Origin of the sequence: Mycobacterium sp. (assembly GCF_032159775.1) — a bacterium.
Taxonomy (GTDB): domain Bacteria; phylum Actinomycetota; class Actinomycetes; order Mycobacteriales; family Mycobacteriaceae; genus Mycobacterium.
Genome location: NZ_JAVHWK010000075.1, coordinates 1 through 19313, shown reverse-complemented (window position 1 = coordinate 19313; position 19313 = coordinate 1). Strand labels below are relative to the sequence as shown.

General features: G+C 66.6%; 17 protein-coding genes and 3 pseudogenes. 16 read left to right on the top strand and 4 right to left on the bottom strand.

Going from position 1 to position 19313, the window contains the following annotated elements:
- Window positions 1-271: 271 nt before the first annotated feature.
- The 4 genes and pseudogenes from aroC to aroQ all read left to right on the top strand — a co-directional run bounded on the left by aroC (window position 272) and on the right by aroQ (window position 3654).
- A complete protein-coding gene (aroC, locus tag QOJ24_RS07870; protein ID WP_526260429.1) occupies window positions 272-1480 on the top strand; it encodes a chorismate synthase in 1209 nt (402 codons plus the stop codon).
- Window positions 1480-2007 (top strand): annotated as a pseudogene (locus tag QOJ24_RS07865) (shikimate kinase); the annotation flags it as partial. The gene aroC and the pseudogene QOJ24_RS07865, both read left to right, overlap by 1 nt.
- Before the next feature lie 139 nt (window positions 2008-2146).
- The gene (gene aroB / locus QOJ24_RS07860) at window positions 2147-3226 is read left to right on the top strand and encodes a 3-dehydroquinate synthase (RefSeq protein ID WP_526260428.1); all 1080 of its coding nucleotides are present in this window, start codon (window positions 2147-2149) and stop codon (window positions 3224-3226) included.
- Window positions 3223-3654, top strand: coding sequence for a type II 3-dehydroquinate dehydratase (gene aroQ / locus QOJ24_RS07855; protein ID WP_526260427.1), 432 nt, complete (start codon window positions 3223-3225; stop codon window positions 3652-3654). The genes aroB and aroQ overlap by 4 nt, the downstream gene beginning before the upstream one ends.
- An 11-nt stretch (window positions 3655-3665) precedes the next feature.
- Here aroQ and QOJ24_RS07850 read toward each other — a convergent pair whose 3' ends face one another.
- A complete protein-coding gene (locus QOJ24_RS07850) occupies window positions 3666-4220 on the bottom strand; it encodes a B-4DMT family transporter (RefSeq protein ID WP_526260426.1) in 555 nt (184 codons plus the stop codon).
- 33 nt (window positions 4221-4253) lie between these two features.
- Between QOJ24_RS07850 and QOJ24_RS07845 the strand changes: the two genes are divergently transcribed.
- From QOJ24_RS07845 to nusB, 3 genes are read left to right on the top strand one after another with little or no spacing between them, the layout of a single operon-like run.
- Window positions 4254-5369 carry a M24 family metallopeptidase gene (locus QOJ24_RS07845; protein ID WP_526260425.1) on the top strand — a complete coding sequence of 372 codons (1116 nt, stop codon included), beginning with the start codon at window positions 4254-4256 and terminating at the stop codon, window positions 5367-5369.
- A gap of 31 nt (window positions 5370-5400) precedes the next feature.
- Window positions 5401-5961, top strand: a complete 561-nt coding sequence (gene efp / locus QOJ24_RS07840; protein WP_526260424.1) for an elongation factor P — start codon at window positions 5401-5403, stop codon at window positions 5959-5961.
- Entirely contained in the window at window positions 5958-6437 is a 480-nt protein-coding gene (nusB, locus tag QOJ24_RS07835) for a transcription antitermination factor NusB (RefSeq protein ID WP_526260423.1), read from the top strand. The genes efp and nusB overlap by 4 nt, the downstream gene beginning before the upstream one ends.
- Here nusB and QOJ24_RS07830 read toward each other — a convergent pair.
- Both QOJ24_RS07830 and QOJ24_RS07825 read right to left on the bottom strand, forming a co-directional pair.
- Window positions 6423-7420: pseudogene (locus QOJ24_RS07830) on the bottom strand (FAD-dependent oxidoreductase). The gene nusB and the pseudogene QOJ24_RS07830 sit on opposite strands and share 15 nt — an antisense overlap.
- 177 nt (window positions 7421-7597) lie before the next feature.
- Entirely contained in the window at window positions 7598-8803 is a 1206-nt protein-coding gene (locus QOJ24_RS07825) for a serine hydrolase domain-containing protein (protein ID WP_526260422.1), read from the bottom strand.
- Between the two features lie 125 nt (window positions 8804-8928).
- Here QOJ24_RS07825 and pyrR point away from each other — a divergent pair, with 125 nt between their 5' ends.
- The 8 genes from pyrR to QOJ24_RS07785 are packed head-to-tail and all read left to right on the top strand — an operon-like array spanning window position 8929 to window position 18045.
- The gene (pyrR, locus tag QOJ24_RS07820; RefSeq protein WP_526260421.1) at window positions 8929-9510 is read left to right on the top strand and encodes a bifunctional pyr operon transcriptional regulator/uracil phosphoribosyltransferase PyrR; all 582 of its coding nucleotides are present in this window, start codon (window positions 8929-8931) and stop codon (window positions 9508-9510) included.
- Window positions 9507-10466: an aspartate carbamoyltransferase catalytic subunit gene (locus tag QOJ24_RS07815; protein WP_526260420.1), complete on the top strand. Its 960-nt coding sequence runs from the start codon at window positions 9507-9509 to the stop codon at window positions 10464-10466. The genes pyrR and QOJ24_RS07815 overlap by 4 nt, the downstream gene beginning before the upstream one ends.
- Complete coding sequence (locus QOJ24_RS07810) at window positions 10463-11758, top strand: dihydroorotase (RefSeq protein ID WP_526260419.1); 1296 nt, start codon at window positions 10463-10465, stop codon at window positions 11756-11758. Before QOJ24_RS07815 ends, QOJ24_RS07810 begins: the two co-directional genes overlap by 4 nt.
- Window positions 11755-12261 carry a PH-like domain-containing protein gene (locus QOJ24_RS07805; protein ID WP_526260418.1) on the top strand — a complete coding sequence of 169 codons (507 nt, stop codon included), beginning with the start codon at window positions 11755-11757 and terminating at the stop codon, window positions 12259-12261. Before QOJ24_RS07810 ends, QOJ24_RS07805 begins: the two co-directional genes overlap by 4 nt.
- Entirely contained in the window at window positions 12258-13403 is a 1146-nt protein-coding gene (carA, locus tag QOJ24_RS07800; RefSeq protein WP_526260417.1) for a glutamine-hydrolyzing carbamoyl-phosphate synthase small subunit, read from the top strand. Before QOJ24_RS07805 ends, carA begins: the two co-directional genes overlap by 4 nt.
- On the top strand, window positions 13404-16742 hold the full coding sequence (gene carB / locus QOJ24_RS07795) for a carbamoyl-phosphate synthase large subunit (protein WP_526260416.1): 3339 nt from the start codon (window positions 13404-13406) through the stop codon (window positions 16740-16742). It abuts the gene before it with no gap.
- A 2-nt stretch (window positions 16743-16744) separates the two neighbouring features.
- A complete protein-coding gene (gene pyrF, locus QOJ24_RS07790; RefSeq protein WP_526260415.1) occupies window positions 16745-17560 on the top strand; it encodes an orotidine-5'-phosphate decarboxylase in 816 nt (271 codons plus the stop codon).
- Window positions 17557-18045 (top strand): hypothetical protein, encoded by a 489-nt coding sequence (locus tag QOJ24_RS07785; RefSeq protein ID WP_526260414.1) that lies wholly within the window; start codon window positions 17557-17559, stop codon window positions 18043-18045. Before pyrF ends, QOJ24_RS07785 begins: the two co-directional genes overlap by 4 nt.
- 7 nt (window positions 18046-18052) lie before the next feature.
- On the opposite strand, the gene QOJ24_RS07780 is transcribed toward QOJ24_RS07785, so the two are convergent.
- Complete coding sequence (locus QOJ24_RS07780) at window positions 18053-18385, bottom strand: hypothetical protein (protein WP_526260413.1); 333 nt, start codon at window positions 18383-18385, stop codon at window positions 18053-18055.
- 804 nt (window positions 18386-19189) lie between these two features.
- Here QOJ24_RS07780 and mihF point away from each other — a divergent pair.
- Window positions 19190-19313 (top strand): annotated as a pseudogene (gene mihF / locus QOJ24_RS07775) (integration host factor MihF); the annotation flags it as partial.

The window sequence follows — 19313 nt, the reverse complement described above, 5'->3', positions numbered from 1 at the left end:
GCCGACCGAACAGCTCGGCCATCACGGCCAGCTTGCGGGCGCAGATCGCGTTCTCCGCGCGGGTCAGTCCCCCGACCGCGTCGACTACCTGCGCGTCACTCAACGCAGAGAGGTCGGCGATCTCGGGGATCGAACTTTCGAACATACTTTCGAAACTACTCAGCATCACCGACCGGAACCACCGGGGCAAAGCGGACCTGTGGATGAACTCGTGACTGTGGATAGCTTGCGGATTTCCGCAGGAAAAGCACGCCGTGGGAAGATGGGACGCGTGTTGCGATGGACCACAGCTGGTGAATCCCACGGCCGCGCTTTAGTGGCCGTCGTCGAGGGCATGGTCGCCGGTGTCGAGGTCACGTCCGACGAGATCGCGGGACAGCTGGCCCGCCGCAGGCTGGGGTACGGCCGTGGCGCGCGGATGAAGTTCGAGCAGGACCAGGTCACGATGCTTGCCGGAGTTCGGCACGGCGTAACGCTCGGCGGCCCGGTCGCTATCGAGATCGGTAATACGGAATGGCCGAAGTGGGAAACCGTGATGGCGCCCGACCCGGTCGACCCCGCTGAACTTGCGAACGTCGCCCGCAACGAACCGCTCACCCGCCCACGGCCCGGCCACGCCGATTACGCAGGGATGCTCAAGTACGGCTTTGACGACGCCCGGCCGGTGCTGGAACGCGCCAGTGCCCGCGAGACGGCGGCCCGGGTGGCGGCCGGAACAATCGCTCGCGCGTTCTTGAAGCAGGCGCTGGGCATCGAGGTGCTGTCGCACGTCATCTCCATCGGTGCTTCGGCGCCCTATGACGGCCCGCCGCCGCTGGCCTCCGATCTGGCCGCCATCGACGCCAGCCCTGTACGCGCCTTCGACAAGGACGCCGAGGCCAGGATGATCACCGAGATCGAGGCCGCAAAGGCGGATGGAGACACGCTCGGCGGCGTCGTCGAGGTGGTCGCCAACGGCCTGCCGATCGGTCTCGGCTCGTTCACCAGCGGTGACAACCGTCTCGACAGCCAGCTCGCGGGTGCGGTGATGGGCATCCAAGCCATCAAGGGCGTTGAGATCGGTGACGGCTTCGAAACCGCGCGCCGACGAGGCAGCGTCGCGCACGATGAGATGTATCCGGGACCCGGCGGCGTGATGCGCTCGACGAACCGGGCGGGCGGCCTGGAAGGCGGCATGACCAATGGCCAGCCGCTGCGTGTGCGGGCGGCGATGAAGCCGATCTCCACGGTGCCGCGAGCGCTGGCCACCGTCGACATGGCGACTGGCGACGAGGCGGTCGCCATCCATCAGCGTTCCGACGTGTGTGCGGTGCCGGCAGCCGGTGTCGTGGTCGAGACCATGGTGGCGCTGGTGCTGGCCCGGGCCGCGCTGGAGAAGTTCGGCGGCGACTCGCTCGGCGAGACCACGGCCAACCTCGAGACGTATCTGCGTTCGGTGGCTGCCCGAGAGCCGGCTCAACGCGCGCAGGCGTCGGGCTGATGACACCCAAGGCGGTGTTGATCGGGCTGCCCGGGTCGGGAAAGTCCACGATCGGGCGACGGCTGGCCAAGGCGCTCGGCGTTGTCCTGCTGGACACCGACACGGCGATCGAGCAGACCACCGGCCGCACCATTGCCGACATCTTCGCAGCCGACGGCGAGCAGGAGTTCCGCCGAATCGAGGAGGAGGTCGTTCGCGACGCGCTGGGATCACACGACGGTGTGCTGTCGCTCGGTGGCGGTGCGATCACCAGTCCTGGTGTGCGCGAGGCCCTTTCCGGGCACACGGTGATCTATCTCGAGATCAGCGCCTCCGAGGGCGTGCGCCGCACCGGGGGAAACACCGTGCGTCCGCTGCTGGCCGGTGGAGATCGCGCGGAGAGGTTTCGGGCGTTGATGTCAGAACGTGTGCCGCTGTACCGGCGGACGGCGACGATCCGCGTCAACACGAACCGTCGGAATCCCGGTGCTGTGGTGCGCCACATCGTTTCGCGTCTTGAGAACCCGGGCGCAGACGACACCACGACCGAACCCAAACCCAAACCCAAACCGCGACGCCGCCGACGTCCGTCGTGGCGACGCACGCCGGTGTCGTTGGCGCCGGGACCTTCTGAGACCAGCACCCCGGCCAGCCCGGCGGAGTTGGCGCGTCGCGCCGAGGCTCGCCATGAGTGATCCCGTCACAGTCGAAGTGAAGACCGACCCGCCCTACCCGGTGATCATCGGAACCGGCCTGATGGGCGAACTCGGCGGCCTACTCGAGGACAGGCACAAGGTCGCGATCCTGCACCAGCCGGTGCTCGCGCAGACGGCCGAAGCGATCCGTGACCACTTGGCGGGCAAGGGCGTCGACGCCCATCGCATCGAGATTCCGGATGCCGAGGCCGGTAAGGAACTGCCGGTCGTCGGCTTCATCTGGGAAGTGCTGGGCCGCATCGGTGTCGGCCGCAAAGACGCCGTCGTCAGCCTCGGCGGGGGAGCGGCGACCGATGTCGCCGGATTCGCCGCCGCCACCTGGCTACGTGGCATCGACATCGTGCACGTCCCGACGACGTTGCTCGGCATGGTGGACGCCGCCGTCGGCGGGAAGACCGGCATCAACACCGAGGCGGGTAAGAATCTCGTCGGCGCATTCCACCAGCCCGCTGCGGTGCTCGTCGACCTCGCAACTCTGGAAACGTTGCCGCGCAATGAGATTGTCGCCGGCATGGCGGAGATCGTGAAGGCCGGCTTCATCGCCGACCCGGTGATTCTCGACCTGATCGAAGCCGATCCCGAGGCGTCGCTGGACCCTACGGGCGAGGTGCTGCCGGAACTGATTCGCCGCGCTGTCGTGGTCAAAGCCGAGGTCGTCGCTGCCGACGAGAAGGAATCGCAGCTGCGCGAAATCCTCAACTACGGTCACACCCTCGCGCACGCCATCGAACGCCGCGAGCGCTACCAGTGGCGCCACGGTGCCGCCGTATCGGTGGGACTCGTCTTCGCCGCGGAGTTGGGCCGACTGGCCGGCCGTCTCGACGACGGGACCGCCGACCGGCACCGAGCCATCCTCGACTCCCTCGGCCTGCCGGTCAGCTATGACGCCGACGCCCTGCCGCAGCTGATCGAATCCATGGCCGGTGACAAGAAGACCCGATCCGGGGTGCTGCGCTTCGTCGTGCTCGACGGGCTGGCCAAACCGGGACGGCTGGAAGGTCCCGACCCCGGGCTTCTTGCGGCGGCCTACGCGGGGGTGGCGCAGCCGTGACGACTGTCAACGTCATCAACGGGCCGAACCTGGGCCGCCTCGGCCGGCGCGAGACGCAGGTCTACGGCAGCACGACGCACGACGACCTGGTTGCGATGATTGAACGTGAAGCCACCGACCTCGACCTGAAAGTAGTTGTGCGGCAGTCGGACAGCGAGGCCGAGCTGCTGGACTGGATCCATCGTTCCGCCGACTCCTGCGAGCCGGTGATACTCAACGCAGGCGCGCTGACGCATACCTCGATTGCGTTGCGGGATGCCTGTGCCGAGCTCCGCGCCCCATTGATCGAAGTGCACATCTCCAATGTGCATGCCCGGGAAGAGTTTCGGCATCACTCATATCTCAGTGCAATCGCCACCGGCGTCATCGTCGGACTCGGTGTGCAGGGTTACCTGCTCGCACTGCGATACCTCGCCGCGCTGGATTAGCGCCTCTCGGGCTAGGTGTGTTCCTGGCGGCGCTCGGTCGGCGTCTCGTCAGCAGGGTCATCGGGGTGCCGCACAGCGGCGAACACATCGGTGTCCGCGCGGTCTTCGCCCGCGGACAGGCCGTGGTGCTGACGCGGAGTGTCGTCGGCGTGCCGGTCGACGAGCCAGTGCCCGATCGCGACCCCGGCGATCGCCGTGAGGAAGGTGAGCAGCGCGGTGAACGCCGCGAAGGTGGTGAGTTCGTTGACGAGGCCGCCGACATAGAGGCCTTTGTAGAACAGCGAGATCAGCCACGCGACCACGCCGCTGACGAGCCCGGCGAACAAGCCAGTCACCAGCCACGTCATCGCCAGGTCGGCGCGCCGGTCGGGGTCGGGGTTGGCACGCGCGTCCGAGCGGCCGTCGAGGTATCCCCAGGCGAATGACACGATCGCGTAGAGAACGACTAGGACGACACTGATCAATCCCGCCTTGGTTTCCCACGCGTTAATCGCAGCGCCCTGTACCAGTCGGATGAAAACCATCAGGGCAGCGAACACCAGTCCGCGCAGCAACCACTTACTCATGGGGCATCACCTTAGCGAGTAGCGTCAAGACCTGTGACTATATCCCAGCGTCGAGACCGGCTGCGGCAACGGCTGAAGTCGGACGGGCTGGACGCGATGTTGGTAACACGCCTGGTCAACGTGCGTTATCTTTCCGGTTTCACCGGTTCGAACGCGGCCCTACTCATTCGTGCGGACGACGACACTCCGGTGCTGGCCACCGACGGGCGGTATCGCACCCAGGCCGCGCAGCAGGCCCCGGACGCCGAAATCGTGATCGAGCGGGCCTGCGGGAAGGTTCTGACCGGCCGGGCCGCGGCAGATGGTGCGCGACGGCTCGGCTTCGAGAGCCACGTCGTCACCGTCGACGGGTTCGACTCGCTGGTGAAAGAGGCGTGTGACACCGAGTTGGTCCGCGCTGCGGGCACGGTCGAGGCGTTGCGGGAGGTGAAGGACGCGGGCGAGGTCGCGCTGCTGCGGTTGGCCTGCGAGGCGGCCGACGCCGCGCTGGCCGATCTGGTCGAAGGCGGTGGGCTGCGGCCGGGGCGGACCGAGCGTGAGGTGGGCCGCGAGCTGGAGTCTCTGATGCTCGATCACGGCGCGGACGGGGTGTCCTTCGAGACCATCGTGGCGACCGGCGCCAACTCCGCGATTCCGCACCACCGGCCGACCGACGCAGTGCTTGCGGCGGGTGATTTCGTCAAAATCGACTTCGGTGCGCTGGTGTGCGGATACCACTCGGACATGACGCGCACCTTCGTGCTGGCCCCCGCCGCCCAGTGGCAGCTTGACCTCTACGAACTGGTCGCCGCCTCGCAGCGAGCCGGACGCGAAGCGGTCGAACCCGGTGTGGCGCTGCGCGACGTGGACACCGCGTCGCGGAGGGTGATCGCCGACGCGGGATACGCCGACAACTTCACGCACGGCCTCGGGCACGGTGTCGGTCTGGAGATCCACGAAGCGCCGGGAATTAGCGCGTCGGCCGCCGGTACACTGCTTTCTGGCTCCGCGGTGACCGTAGAGCCCGGTGTCTACTTGCCCGGTCGCGGCGGTGTCCGCATCGAGGACACGCTGGTCGTGTGCGAGGTGCCGGTGGAGCCGGATGGCCGGCGACATCAGACATCAGAACTGCTTACCCGGTTCCCCAAGGAACTGGCCATTCTCAGTTGAGAGACGTTGAGAGACTAGGAGTAGTACCGCCGTGGCATCGACCGCCGACTTCAAGAACGGGCTCGTCCTGAACATCGATGGACAACTGTGGTCCATCATCGAGTTCCAGCACGTCAAGCCGGGCAAGGGCCCCGCGTTCGTCCGCACCAAGCTGAAGAACGTGTTGTCGGGCAAGGTCGTCGACAAGACCTACAACGCCGGGGTGAAGGTCGAGACCGCAACCGTGGACCGCCGCGACACCACCTATCTGTACAAGGACGGGTCGGACTTCGTATTCATGGACAGCCAGGACTACGAGCAGCACCACCTGCCGGAATCGCTGGTCGGAGACGACGCACGATTTCTGCTGGAGAGCCTTCCCGTGCAGGTGGCCTTCCACAACGGCACGGCGCTGTACATCGAGCTGCCGGTCACTGTGGAGCTCGTGGTCAAACACACCGAGCCGGGCCTGCAGGGCGACCGGTCCAGCGCAGGCACCAAGCCGGCGACGGTGGAGACAGGCGCCGAGATCCAGGTGCCGCTGTTCATCAACACCGGTGACAAGCTCAAGGTCGATTCGCGCGACGGCAGCTATCTCGGCCGAGTGAATTGACCGTGCGGAAGCCGGACAGGGGACGGCATCAGGCGCGCAAGCGAGCCGTCGACCTGTTGTTCGAGGCGGAGGCGCGCGGCATCACGCCCGCAGAAGCCGCACAGTCGCGAGAGGCGTTGGCGCAGAGCCAATCCGACGTGTCGGCGTTGAACCCCTACACGGTGACGGTGGCCCGGGGCGTGACACAGCACGCCGCGCATATCGACGATCTCATCTCGACGCATCTACAGGGCTGGACGTTGGAACGCCTACCCGCCGTGGACAGGGCGATCCTGCGGGTCGCGGTGTGGGAACTGTTGCATGCCGAGGACGTCCCGGAACCGGTCGCCGTCGACGAGGCCGTCGAACTGGCGAAGCATCTGTCCACCGATGATTCGCCGGGGTTCGTCAACGGCGTGCTGGGCCAGGTGATGTTGGTGACGCCGCAGATTCGCGCCGCCTCCGACGCGATTCGCGGCGGATCAGAGAGTTCCTGACGAGTTCGGCTTCCACCGCGCCGGATAGTCCGGCAGCGCGATCGAGTCCGCGGCCGTGAACCACAGCCTGGTAGCGATCGGGCGGAACGGCCAGCGCTGCAGTGCGTCTTGGATTCGTTGTGCCTTAAAGGAATTCGCGGGTCCGAGTTCACCCGCGAGCAGGTAGGCGCCGACGAGGGCGAGGCTGGTGCCCATACCGCTGAGCGGAGACGCGCAGTAGCCGGCATCGCCGACGAGCACAACGCGCCCCGAGGTCCATGCGGGCATACGCACTTGGAGAAAGGAGTCGAAGTAAAAGTCATCGGCCTCCTGCGCGGCGGTCAACAGCGCGTCGCACTGCCACCCCGCACCGGCGAATCGGTCAACGAGAAGTTGGCGCTGCTGGTCGATGTCGTGTCTGTCGTAGTTAATCGGTTCTGAGGCAAAAGCCAATCCCGCCTTGGCCTTTGCGGGGTCGTGAGTGGGCCGCTTGGACGCGTTGAGGCCGCCGGGCGCCATGTACATGAGGTACCAGCCGTCCAGACCGACGTGGTCGGGTGCGCTGAACCATGCGTTGTACCCGCCGAGCGGCGTGACGAACTGCTCTCCGGGCCCGAACGCCATGCCGCGTACCGCGGAGTGCGGGCCGTCGGCGCCGACGACGAGATCGGCGTGCAACCTCGTGTTGTCGGCGAGTGTCACTTCGACGCCGTCGTCATCCTGATGAAGTTCTGAAATCCGAGTGTTGAAGCGGTATTCGACGGCTTCTTTTGTGGCTTGGTAAAGGACGTCGACGAGGTCGCCGCGCAGGATCTCCAGCTTGGCAGGCCCATGCGTTCGACCACCTCGCCGCCCGCGCCGCGCAGGTCGACGGTCTGGCCACCGGGCCGAATGCCCTTGGCGATCTCGACCACGATCACGCGGTAGCCGTTCTTCGCGAGCCAGTGGGCCAGAAAGGGTCCGGCAATGCCTGCGCCGCTGATCAACACGGTCGGTTGTGCCACGGCAACCACATTAGGGGCAGCCGACGTCGTCGCAGGTTATGCACCGCTGCGTGCTGTTTCAGCAGAGGTGGAGTACTGCGTTACGCACGTCTTCAGCGCTTTCTCAGGCAAAGCTCGGGTGGTGGGATTCCTCAACCAGTGGGCCTCACGAGGGGGAGGCCCACTGGTCTGTCAGGACTAGATCTGCAGCGCCTGGTATGTCCGCCGGACGAATTTCGGTTGCACGCCTTGCAGTTTGGCCAGCGACGTGTTGCCCGCGACCGCTTCCCCCGCATCGGCCGACATGTCCGGATTGTTCTGAATGAGGTACAGCAGAACGAGGTCCGCCGACGGATCGGCGAGCCACCAGGTCCCGTAGGCGCCCGGCCACGTGAACGACCCTTTGCCGCCAGGACCGAACAGCTGCCGGGACTTCGCCGGGTCGGTGACCACCGACAGATTAAGGCCGAACCCGCGACCGATCCAGTACGGCATCCCCAGAAACGGATACTGGCGCTGCTGATCAGTCAGCTGGTCGGTGCGCATCATTCGGCAGGATTCCTCGGACAGCACTTGTACTCCGTCGAGCGCTCCGCCCGCGAGGAGCATCCGAACGAAACGCAGGTAGTCGTCGGCCGTCGACCACAGCCCCGCACCGCCGCTGCACAACGGCGGATCGGAGATGCGTGCAGGGCTCATCGAGTTGTGGTGCAGCGTGCCGTTTTCGTCGAGCTGGTACATGGTCGCGGCGCGTTGCCGCCCGGTCGGGCCGACGCTGAAGCCGGTGTCGGGCATGCCGACCGGACCGAAGATGCGCTCGGACAGGACTTGCGACAGCGGCTTGTCCTCGATCCGTGACAGCGCGATGCCGAGCACGTCGGTCGAGACGCCGTAGGTCAGTCGCGCACCGGGCTGATGTGCCAGCGGCAGCTTGGCGAGATCCACCAGCCATCCGTCCTGGTCCTGACGGTGGGAGAGCTTGCCGTACGCCCGGGCCAGCCGGCCAGGCACTGAGAATGCGTACGCGAAGCCGCTGCGGTGCGTCATCAGGTCGTCAACGGTGATCGGTCGCTCCGCGGGCTCCGTGTCGTCCAGCGAGCCATGAATGTCGCGAACCACCCGCAGTCCAGACAACTCCGGCAGCCATTTCGTGACCGGATCGGTGAGCGCGAGCCTGCCCTCATCGACCAGCGTCATCGCCGCGGCGACGGTTATCGGCTTGGTCATCGACGCGATCCGGAACATGGTGTCGCGTTGCATCGGCAGGCGGGCCTCGACGTCGCGATAACCGAGCTCGTTGACCTGCAGTACCTCGCCGGCCTGCCACACCAGCGTGACCGCGCCGGACAGCAGGCCGGCATCGATAGCCTCAGTTATGGACGCTCGGTTGCCGTCAAGATTCATCGGCGCCAGGTTACCGAGCGCCTCCGGTGTCGCTGACGGCCGCTTCCGAAACGGGTGCTAAGCTCCACGCAGTTCGACGTCCTTTAACGATCCGTCCAGAGAGGCGGAGAAGGAGGTCAGGGCCCTTGGGCGCCACCGACTCTACAGACACCGACCGGGAATTGATGTCCGCGGCAGACGTCGGTCGGACCGTTTCCCGCATCGCTCACGAAATCATCGAGAAGACCGCTCTTGGCGGTCCCGACGCGCCGAGCGTCGTGTTGCTCGGCATTCCCACTCGCGGCGTGGCGCTGGCGGCCCGGCTCGCCGACAAGATTCGGGAGTTCGCCGGCGTCGACGTTCCGCACGGCGCCCTCGACATCACGCTCTACCGCGACGACCTCAACTCCAAGCCGCCCCGGCCCCTCGAGGAGACCTCGATCCCCGAGCGCGGCATCGACGGCACCGTGGTCGTGCTCGTCGACGACGTCCTCTACTCGGGCCGCACCGTGCGAGCAGCACTCGACGCGCTTCGCGATGTGGGGCGACCGCGGGCAGTGCAGCTCGCCGTGTTCGTCGACCGCGGCCACCGCGAATTCCCGCTTCGGGCGGACTATGTCGGCAAAAATGTGCCGACCTCGCGCAGCGACAACATCAAGGTGCGGCTGACCGAGCATGACGGCCACGACCGCGTGACAATCGCATCGCATGGAGGTCCGCCCCGATGAGTCCACGACACCTGCTCTCGGCGGCGGACCTGACGCGCGACGAGGCGACCGCAATTCTGGACGACGCCGACCGATTCGCCGAGTCGCTGCTGGGCCGCGAAGTGAAAAAGCTGCCGACACTGCGCGGGCGCACGATCATCACGATGTTCTACGAGAACTCCACCCGCACCCGGGTGTCCTTCGAGGTGGCGGGCAAGTGGATGAGCGGCGACGTCATCAACGTCAGCTCCTCGGGATCGTCTGTCGCCAAGGGGGAGTCGCTGCGGGACACCGCGCTCACGCTGCGCGCCGCCGGGGCGGACGCGCTGATCATCCGTCACTCCGCATCCGGGGCCGCCCAACAACTCGCGGAGTGGACAGCCACCGAGGACGGCGGGCCGTCGGTGATCAACGCGGGGGACGGCACCCACGAACATCCCACCCAAGCCCTGCTCGACGCGCTGACCATCCGCCAGCGCCTCGGCGGCATCGAGGGCAAGAGGGTGGTCATCGTCGGCGACGTCCTGCACAGCCGGGTAGCCCGCTCGAACGTGCTGCTGCTCCACACACTGGGCGCTGAGGTGGTGCTGGTGGCGCCACCCACGCTGCTGCCGGTCGGAGTGTCGGGCTGGCCCGTCACCGTCTCCCACGACCTCGACGCCGAACTGCCCGTCGCCGATGCCGTGTTGATGCTGCGGGTGCAGGCCGAGCGAATGACCGGCGGCTTCTTCCCCTCGGCAAGGGAGTACTCCGTGCGATACGGACTGTCGGAGAAGAGGCAGGCCCTGCTGCCCGGCAACGCTGTCGTCCTTCACCCGGGACCGATGCTGCGCGGCATGGAGATCTCGTCCTCTGTCGCTGATTCCACGCAATCGGCTGTGCTGCAACAGGTTTCCAACGGTGTGCACATCAGGATGGCGGTGCTGTTTCACCTGCTTGTTGGCGCCGGCCAGGAGCGAGTGGGAGCCGAGGCATGAGCGCATTTCTGATCAGGGGCGTGCTTCTCTACGGCGAGGGTGACCGTGTCGACGTGTTAATCGATGACGGCCAGATCGCCGACATCGGAGCCGAGCTGACGATTCCGGACGACGCCGACGTCGTCGATGCCACGGGTCAGGTTCTGCTGCCCGGCTTCGTCGACCTGCACACGCACTTGCGCGAGCCCGGCCGTGAGTACGCCGAGGACATCGAAACCGGCTCAGCTGCAGCGGCTTTGGGTGGTTACACCGCCGTATTCGCGATGGCCAACACCAACCCCGTCGCAGACAGCCCGGTAGTCACCGACCACGTGTGGCACCGCGGCCAGCAGGTCGGGCTGGTCGATGTGCATCCCGTCGGCGCGGTCACCATGGGTCTGGCCGGAGCGCAGTTGACCGAGATGGGCATGATGGCCGCAGGCGCGGCGCAGGTTCGGATGTTCTCCGACGACGGCATCTGCGTGCACGACCCGCTGGTCATGCGCCGCGCCCTCGAGTACGCGACCGGGTTGGGTGTGCTGATCGCCCAGCACGCCGAGGAACCGCGGTTGACGGTCGGCGCCGTCGCGCACGAGGGCCCGAACGCCGCCCGCCTCGGCCTGTCCGGTTGGCCCCGCGCCGCCGAAGAGTCCATCGTGGCGCGCGACGCGCTGCTGGCCCGCGATGCGGGTGCGCGGGTGCACATCTGCCACGCCTCGACCGCAGGCACGGTAGAGATCATTAGATGGGCGAAGGAACAGGACATCGCGATCACCGCCGAGGTGACGCCGCACCATCTGCTGCTCGACGACGACCGGTTGGCGACCTACGACGGCCGCAACCGGGTCAACCCGCCGTTGCGGGAGTCCAGCGATGCCGAGGCGTTGCGTCAGGCCCTCGTGGACGGCGTCATCGACTGTGTGGCCACCGACCACGCTCCGCACGCCGAGCACGAGAAGATGTGCGAGTTCGCCAACGCCCGCCCCGGCATGCTCGGCCTGCAGACTGCGCTGTCCGTGGTCGTCGAGACCATGGTCCGGCCCGGGCTCTTCACCTGGCGTGACGTCGCAAGGGTGATGAGCGAGAACCCGGCCCGCATCGTCGGGCTGCCCGATCACGGCAGGCCGCTCGAAATCGGCGAGCCCGCCAACCTGACCGTCGTCGATCCCGATGCGACATGGACCGTGGCCGGCGCCGAGCTGGCCAGCCGCTCCGACAACACCCCGTACGAGTCGATGACGCTGCCCGGCGCTGTGACGTTGACCCTCCTTCGTGGCAAGGTCACCGCGCGGGATGGAAAATCTCCGACATGAACACCGGCACGCTCGTTGGGTCCCTGATCGTCGCCGCGGTGCTCGTGGTGGTGATCGGGCTTGTGGTCCAGGCGATCGTGCGTGGATGGCGGCACCGGGCCGAGCGGCAGGCGGAACTGATCGGGACGCTGCCGCCGATACCCGACACCGTCGGGCCCGTCATCGTGCCCGCCATGAAGGGCCTGTATGTCGGCAGCACACTGGCGCCGAGCTGGCAGGATCGCATTGCCGTCGGTGACCTTGGCTATCGCACCAAAGCCGTCCTCACCCGATATCCCGAGGGGATCATGCTGCAGCGCAGCGGTGGCCATCCGATATGGATCCCCGACGAGTCGATCACCGCAATACGCACCGAGCGCGGCATCGCCGGAAAGGCCCTCACGCACCAGGGCATCCTGGCCATCCGGTGGCGGCTGCCGTCGGGCACCGAGATCGATACCGGCTTTCGCGGCGAGAACCGCGCGGATTACACGCAATGGCTCGGGGAGGAAACGGCGGCATGAGTGGTAAGGCACAGCTGGTCCTCGACGACGGCAGGATTTTCACCGGCACACCGTTCGGGGCAATCGGGCAGACGCTCGGGGAGGCGGTGTTCTCCACCGGCATGTCGGGGTATCAGGAGACGCTGACCGACCCCAGCTACCACCGGCAGATCGTGATCGCCACTGCGCCGCAGATCGGCAACACCGGGTGGAACCACGAGGACGCCGAGAGTCGCGGCGACAAGATCTGGGTTGCAGGCTATGCCGTGCGCGACCCGTCGCCGATGGCGTCCAACTGGCGGGCGACGGGAACGCTGGAGGACGAACTCGTCAGGCAGGGCGTCGTCGGGATCTCGGGCATCGACACCCGCGCAGTGGTACGGCACCTGCGCAGTCTGGGTTCGATGAAGGCGGGAGTGTTCTCCGGAGCCGCATTGGCGGCGACATCGGGATCGGGCGCCGCTTCCATGGACGAGCTTCTGGACCGGGTGCGCAGCCAGCAGTCGATGCTGGGCGCCGACCTGGCCGGCCAGGTCAGTACCGGCGACGGCTATGTCGTGGAAACCGAAGGAACGCAACGGTTCACTGTCGCCGCGGTCGACCTCGGCATCAAGACCAATACGCCGCGCAACTTCGCCAGGCGGGGCGTCCGCAGCCACGTGCTGCCGTCGTCGGTCACCTTCGATGAGATCGCCGACCTCAAGCCCGACGGCGTCTTCCTGTCCAACGGCCCCGGAGACCCCGCGACCGCCGACCACATCGTCGGCGTCACCCGCGAGGTGCTCAGCGCAGGCATCCCGTTGTTCGGCATCTGTTTCGGCAACCAGATCCTCGGCCGAGCGCTCGGCCGCTCCACATACAAGATGGTGTTCGGGCACCGCGGCATCAACGTGCCCGTCATCGACCACATCACCAAACGGGTCGCCGTCACCGCGCAGAACCACGGCTTCGCGCTGGAAGGCGAGGCGGGTGAGCGTTTCGACACTCCGTTCGGGACCGCGGAGATCAGCCACACCTGCGCGAACGACGGAGTGGTTGAAGGCATCAGACTTGTTGACGGGCGGGCGTTCTCGGTGCAATACCACCCAGAGGCGGCGGCGGGCCCGCACGATGCCAACTACCTCTTCGACCAGTTCGTCGACCTGATGTCGGAGGGACGGTAGATGCCGAAACGCACTGACCTCAACCACGTGCTGGTGATCGGCTCCGGGCCGATCCTCATCGGGCAGGCGGCGGAGTTCGACTACTCGGGCACACAGGCGTGCCGGGTGCTGCGCGCCGAGGGGCTCCAGGTAACCCTCATCAATTCGAACCCGGCGACGATCATGACCGATCCCGAATATGCGGACAACACCTACATCGAGCCGATCACCCCGGCGTTCGTCGAACGGGTCATCGCGCAGCAGGCCGAGCGAGGCAACAAAATCGATGCCCTGCTGGCAACGCTCGGCGGCCAGACCGCGCTCAACACCGCTGTGGCTCTCTCCGACAACGGCGTGCTCGACCGGTACCGGGTCGAGATGATCGGCGCCGACTTCGAGGCGATCCAGCGTGGTGAGGACCGGCAGAGGTTCAAGGACATCGTGGCCAAGGTCGGAGGCGAATCCGCCCGCTCCCAAGTCTGTTTCACCATGGACGAGGTCCGCGAGACCGTCCAGGAACTCGGGCTGCCCGTGGTGGTCCGCCCGTCGTTCACGATGGGCGGCCTCGGCTCGGGCATGGCGTACTCCGCCGAAGACGTCGACCGGATGGCGGGCGACGGCCTCGCCGCGTCGCCGAGCGCCAACGTGCTGATCGAGGAATCCATCTACGGGTGGAAGGAGTTCGAGCTCGAGCTCATGCGCGACCATCACGACAACGTGGTGGTGGTCTGCTCGATCGAGAACTTCGACCCGATGGGCGTGCACACCGGCGACTCGGTGACCGTCGCACCAGCCATGACGCTGACCGATCGCGAATACCAGGTGATGCGCGATCTCGGTATCGCGATCCTGCGCGAGGTCGGCGTCGACACGGGCGGCTGCAACATCCAGTTCGCGATCAACCCCACCGACGGCAGGCTAGTCGTCATCGAAATGAACCCGCGGGTGTCGCGGTCATCGGCGCTGGCGTCCAAAGCAACCGGGTTCCCGATCGCGAAGATCGCCGCCAAGCTGGCGATCGGCTACACCCTCGACGAAATTCTCAACGACATCACCAAGGAAACCCCGGCCTGTTTCGAACCGACGCTGGACTACGTCGTCGTCAAGGCGCCGCGGTTCGCGTTCGAAAAGTTCCCCGGCGCTGACCCCACGCTGACCACCACGATGAAGTCCGTGGGCGAGGCGATGTCGTTGGGCCGCAACTTCATCGAAGCGCTCGGCAAGGTCATGCGGTCGCTGGAAACCGGTCGCGCCGGATTCTGGACCGGCCCCGACCCCGACGTGAGCGCGCAGGAGCTGCTGGACCGGCTGCGCACCCCGACCGACGGCCGGCTCTACGACATGGAGCTGGCCCTGCGGCTCGGCGCGGGCGTTGACGAGGTGGCCGCAGCCTCCGGCGTCGATCCGTGGTTCGTCGCACAGATCAACGGCCTGGTGGCGCTGCGCACCGAACTGCTCGACGCGCCCGTGCTCGATGAGGAACTGCTGAGGCGCAGCAAGCACAGCGGCCTGTCGGACCGCCAGATCGCGGCGCTGCGGCCCGAACTCGCGGGCGAGGTCGGCGTGCGTGCACTACGGCAGCGCCTGGGCATCCATCCCGTCTACAAGACGGTCGACACCTGCGCGGCCGAGTTCGAGGCCAAGACGCCGTACCACTACAGCAGCTACGAGCTCGACCCCGCCGCGGAAACCGAGGTCGCCCCGCAGACCGAGAAACCCAAGGTGCTCATCCTCGGCTCGGGTCCGAACCGGATCGGGCAGGGCATCGAATTTGACTACAGCTGCGTGCACGCCGCGACCACACTGTCCGACGCCGGATTCGAGACGGTGATGGTCAACTGCAACCCCGAGACCGTGTCGACGGACTACGACACCGCCGACCGGTTGTACTTCGAGCCGCTGACCTTCGAGGACGTCCTCGAGGTGTTCTACGCCGAATCGGCTTCCGGTGCAGGCGGCCCGGGCGTCACCGGCGTCATCGTGCAGCTCGGCGGGCAGACGCCGCTCGGCCTGGCCGAGCGCCTGGAGAAGGCCGGCGTGCCGATCGTCGGCACCAGCCCGAAGGCCATCGACCTCGCCGAGGACCGTGGCGCCTTCGGGGAGGTACTCAACATCGCGGGGCTGCCCGCGCCCCGGTTCGGTACCGCGACCAGTTTCGAGCAGGCCCGCCGTATCGCCGCCGACATCGGTTATCCCGTCCTGGTCCGGCCGTCGTACGTGCTGGGTGGGCGAGGCATGGAGATCGTGTACGACGATGACACCCTGCAGGGCTACATCACCCGTGCCACCGAACTCTCACCGGAGCACCCCGTACTGGTCGACCGGTTCCTCGAGGACGCCATCGAGATCGACGTCGACGCGTTGTGCGACGGCACCGAGGTGTACATCGGCGGCATCATGGAGCACATCGAGGAGGCCGGTATCCACTCCGGCGACTCCGCGTGCGCGCTGCCGCCGGTCACGTTGGGCCGCAGCGATATCGAGTCGGTGCGCAAAGCCACCGAGGCCATCGCACACGGCATCGGCGTCGTCGGCCTGCTCAATGTGCAGTACGCGCTCAAGGACGATGTGCTCTACGTCTTGGAGGCCAACCCGAGGGCCAGCCGCACCGTGCCGTTCGTGTCGAAAGCCACCGCGGTGCCGCTGGCCAAGGCGTGCGCGCGAATCATGCTTGGTACCACCATCGCTCAGCTCCGTGAGGAGGGTGTGCTGGTCGCCACCGGAGACGGGGCCAGCACGCCGCGCAATGCCCCGGTGGCGGTCAAGGAGGCGGTGTTGCCGTTCCACCGCTTCCGCAAGGCCGATGGCTCCAACATCGACTCGCTTCTCGGCCCGGAGATGAAGTCGACCGGCGAGGTGATGGGTATCGACCGCGACTTCGGCAGCGCCTTCGCCAAGAGCCAGACCGCTGCCTACGGGTCGCTGCCGACCGAAGGCACTGTCTTCGTGTCGGTCGCCAATCGGGACAAGCGGTCGCTGGTCTTCCCGGTCAAGCGGCTCGCCGACCTCGGTTTCCGTGTGCTGGCCACCGGCGGAACCGCGGAGATGCTGCGCCGCAACGGGATTCCGTGCGACGAGGTCCGCAAGCACTTCGAAGGACCCGCTGAGGGCAGGCCGGCCATTTCGGCGGTCGACGCCATAAAGGCCGGTGACGTCGACATGGTGATCAATACGCCCTACGGCAACTCCGGCCCGCGCATCGACGGTTACGAGATCCGGTCGGCCGCCGTGGCGATGAACATCCCGTGCGTCACCACGGTGCAGGGCGCTTCGGCGGCCGTGCAGGGCATCGAGGCGGCCATCCGCGGCGACATCGGTGTGATGTCGCTGCAAGAGCTGCACAGCGCGCTGGAGCGCTAGCGGTGGGCGGGTTCGGCGACCGACTGGCCGACGCCGTAGCGGTCAGGGGGCCGCTCTGCCCGGGAATCGATCCGCATCCCGAACTCCTTCGCTCATGGGGCCTGACCGTCGACAGCGATGGCCTCAACAGGTTCAGCGACGCATGCGTTGCAGCATTCTCTGGTTTCGCGATCGTCAAACCGCAGGTGGCCTTCTTCGAATCGCACGGTTCAGCCGGCTTCGCGGTGTTGGAGAGCACGATCGCCGCGCTGCGCGCTGAGGGTGTGCTCGTGCTCGCCGATGCCAAACGCGGCGACATCGGTTCGACGATGGCCGCGTATGCGCAGGCGTGGGTCGGACACTCTCCGCTTGCCGCCGACGCGGTCACCGCGTCGCCCTATCTTGGATTCGGTTCGCTCGAACCGTTATTCGACCTTGCCGCGTCGAACGGCAGGGGTGTCTTCGTGCTGGCTGCGACTTCCAACCCCGAGGGTGCGAGCGTGCAGCGGGCCCATACCGAAGGACGGTCGGTGGCGCAGTCGATCGTCGACGCGGCGGCAGCGCTCAACGCCGCGTCAGGTGAGCCGGGCTCGGTGGGTGTCGTTGTCGGGGCGACGCTTTCGTCGCCGCCCGACGTGAGTCGGCTCGGCGGCCCGGTCCTGGTGCCCGGTGTCGGCGCCCAAGGCGGGCGCCCGGAGGACCTGCGCGACTTCGGTGGCGCGCGGCCCGGCCAGCTGCTGCCTGCGGTGTCGCGGGAGATCCTGCGCGCCGGTCCCGACGTCGCGTCGCTGCGGGCGGCGGCCGAGAAGATCCGTGACGCGGTGGCGTACCTGGCATGACACCCTATGGCGTCGCGGAGTGGGCCGAGTTCGCCAACACCGTGGCCGGCGGAGCGGCAGCCCTTGCCGGTCTGATGTTCGTTGGGTTGTCGCTCAATCTGACTGAGGTGCTGGCATTTCCGGGTGTGGCGGCGCGCGCCGCGGCGACACTCGGGCTTACGGTGGCGATTTTGCTTCTAGCGGTCTTCCTCGCGACACCCGGACAGCGCAATGGCGCGCTGGCCGCCGAGATCGGCCTGGTCGGCCTATTGACCGCTGTTGGTGTCGCTGCGGGGACGCGACACCAACAGACCGGTCCGCACCGGAATCGCTCTCTCGTGTCGATGCTGCTCCTTTTCATTCCCGGCCTACTGCTGATCGTCGGCGCGATCTCGCTGTGGTGCCAGGCGGGCGGCGGGCTCTACTGGGTGACGGCCGCAGTCGCAATGGGTTTCGCATCTGCCACGGGAAATGCGTGGGTGCTGCTGGTGGAGATCAAGCGTTAGGTATCGGTCACAGCGGAATCCAGTTGCCGCCGAACCAGAAACCCCATCCCGGTCCGTTACCGGCGGGCATCGGCGTCACCTGCTGGCCGTTCCAATTGAACGGCTGGTGGTCACCCCGACCCTGGTCGATGCCCCGGTGCTGCCAGTCCACTGGAGCCCCCGGACCGCCGCGATCGCGGTTCCAATTGTCGTGGTGATCGTCGCATCGCGACGCGCCAGGCGCGTTACAAGGCGCTCCCCACGGGTCTGCCGACGCGCTCCCGACTCCGACGCCGACCAAGCCCGCGAGTCCGATACCCGCCGCGAGCGTCGATGCATATATCGCCCTTTTGAAGGTCACCAATCTGCTCCAATCATCGTATGTGGGCGGTTGTTCGCCTCACTGACACGACGTTAGGGAGACGAGGTGGGTCGGCACTGTGGTGCGCGTAATCGTGAGCTGTGAAACGGGTAACCCTGTGAAAATCGTATGCGCCCAACGTGATTAAGACAGTCGATGTTCAGTCTGGTCACGGCGCTTCATCAGCGCGATGACTATCATGACGCCGCCGAACACCGACGAGTGCGACCAGCGCCAGGCCGGTAAGATCGGCGCGGGCTCGAGCATGTCCTTGGTCCACCGCGTCAAGACTGCGCGCCCGCAATGGTGGGGGAGACGCCGGTGCCCTCGATTCGTCCGGTGAAATTGGGCGTCGGCTTATTCCGGCACACGCGAGACACCCGGTGAAGCTATGCCCGAAGGGGCCTACTACGCAATGTCGTTGTCGATGCCCGGTGCAGCGGGCGGATCGACGAAAACCCGTCACGACACGCCCGAAACACGGTGACCAGGCAAAATTTTCTTTTTTTGAACGTTCACAGACACGCCGAGTCGCCCAGCCGGCTGTCCTACTGCCCCCTGAATCCGCAAATTTCGCCGGAAAACACCCTGTGAGCAGGCGGTTCTACGCAAATCCCGTAAATCACAGTGTTCCCACCCGTGTCGTCGGCCTGCGCCGGCAGCAGCGAGCATCCTGGGCTTTTGATGGTCAAACCCGGGGGTGGGGTTAGCTTTCGTCAGGATGCGTGGGTACGGTCGTCGCTGCTGGCTGGTGTGTTGACCAGTCAAGACAAAACAATGATGGTGACGAGACGGAGGAACCCCGTGGCCCTTCCCCAGTTGACCGACGAACAGCGCGCGGCAGCGTTGGAGAAGGCTGCTGCCGCACGTCGAGCACGTGCCGAACTCAAAGATCGGCTCAAGCGCGGCGGCACCAACCTCAAGCAGG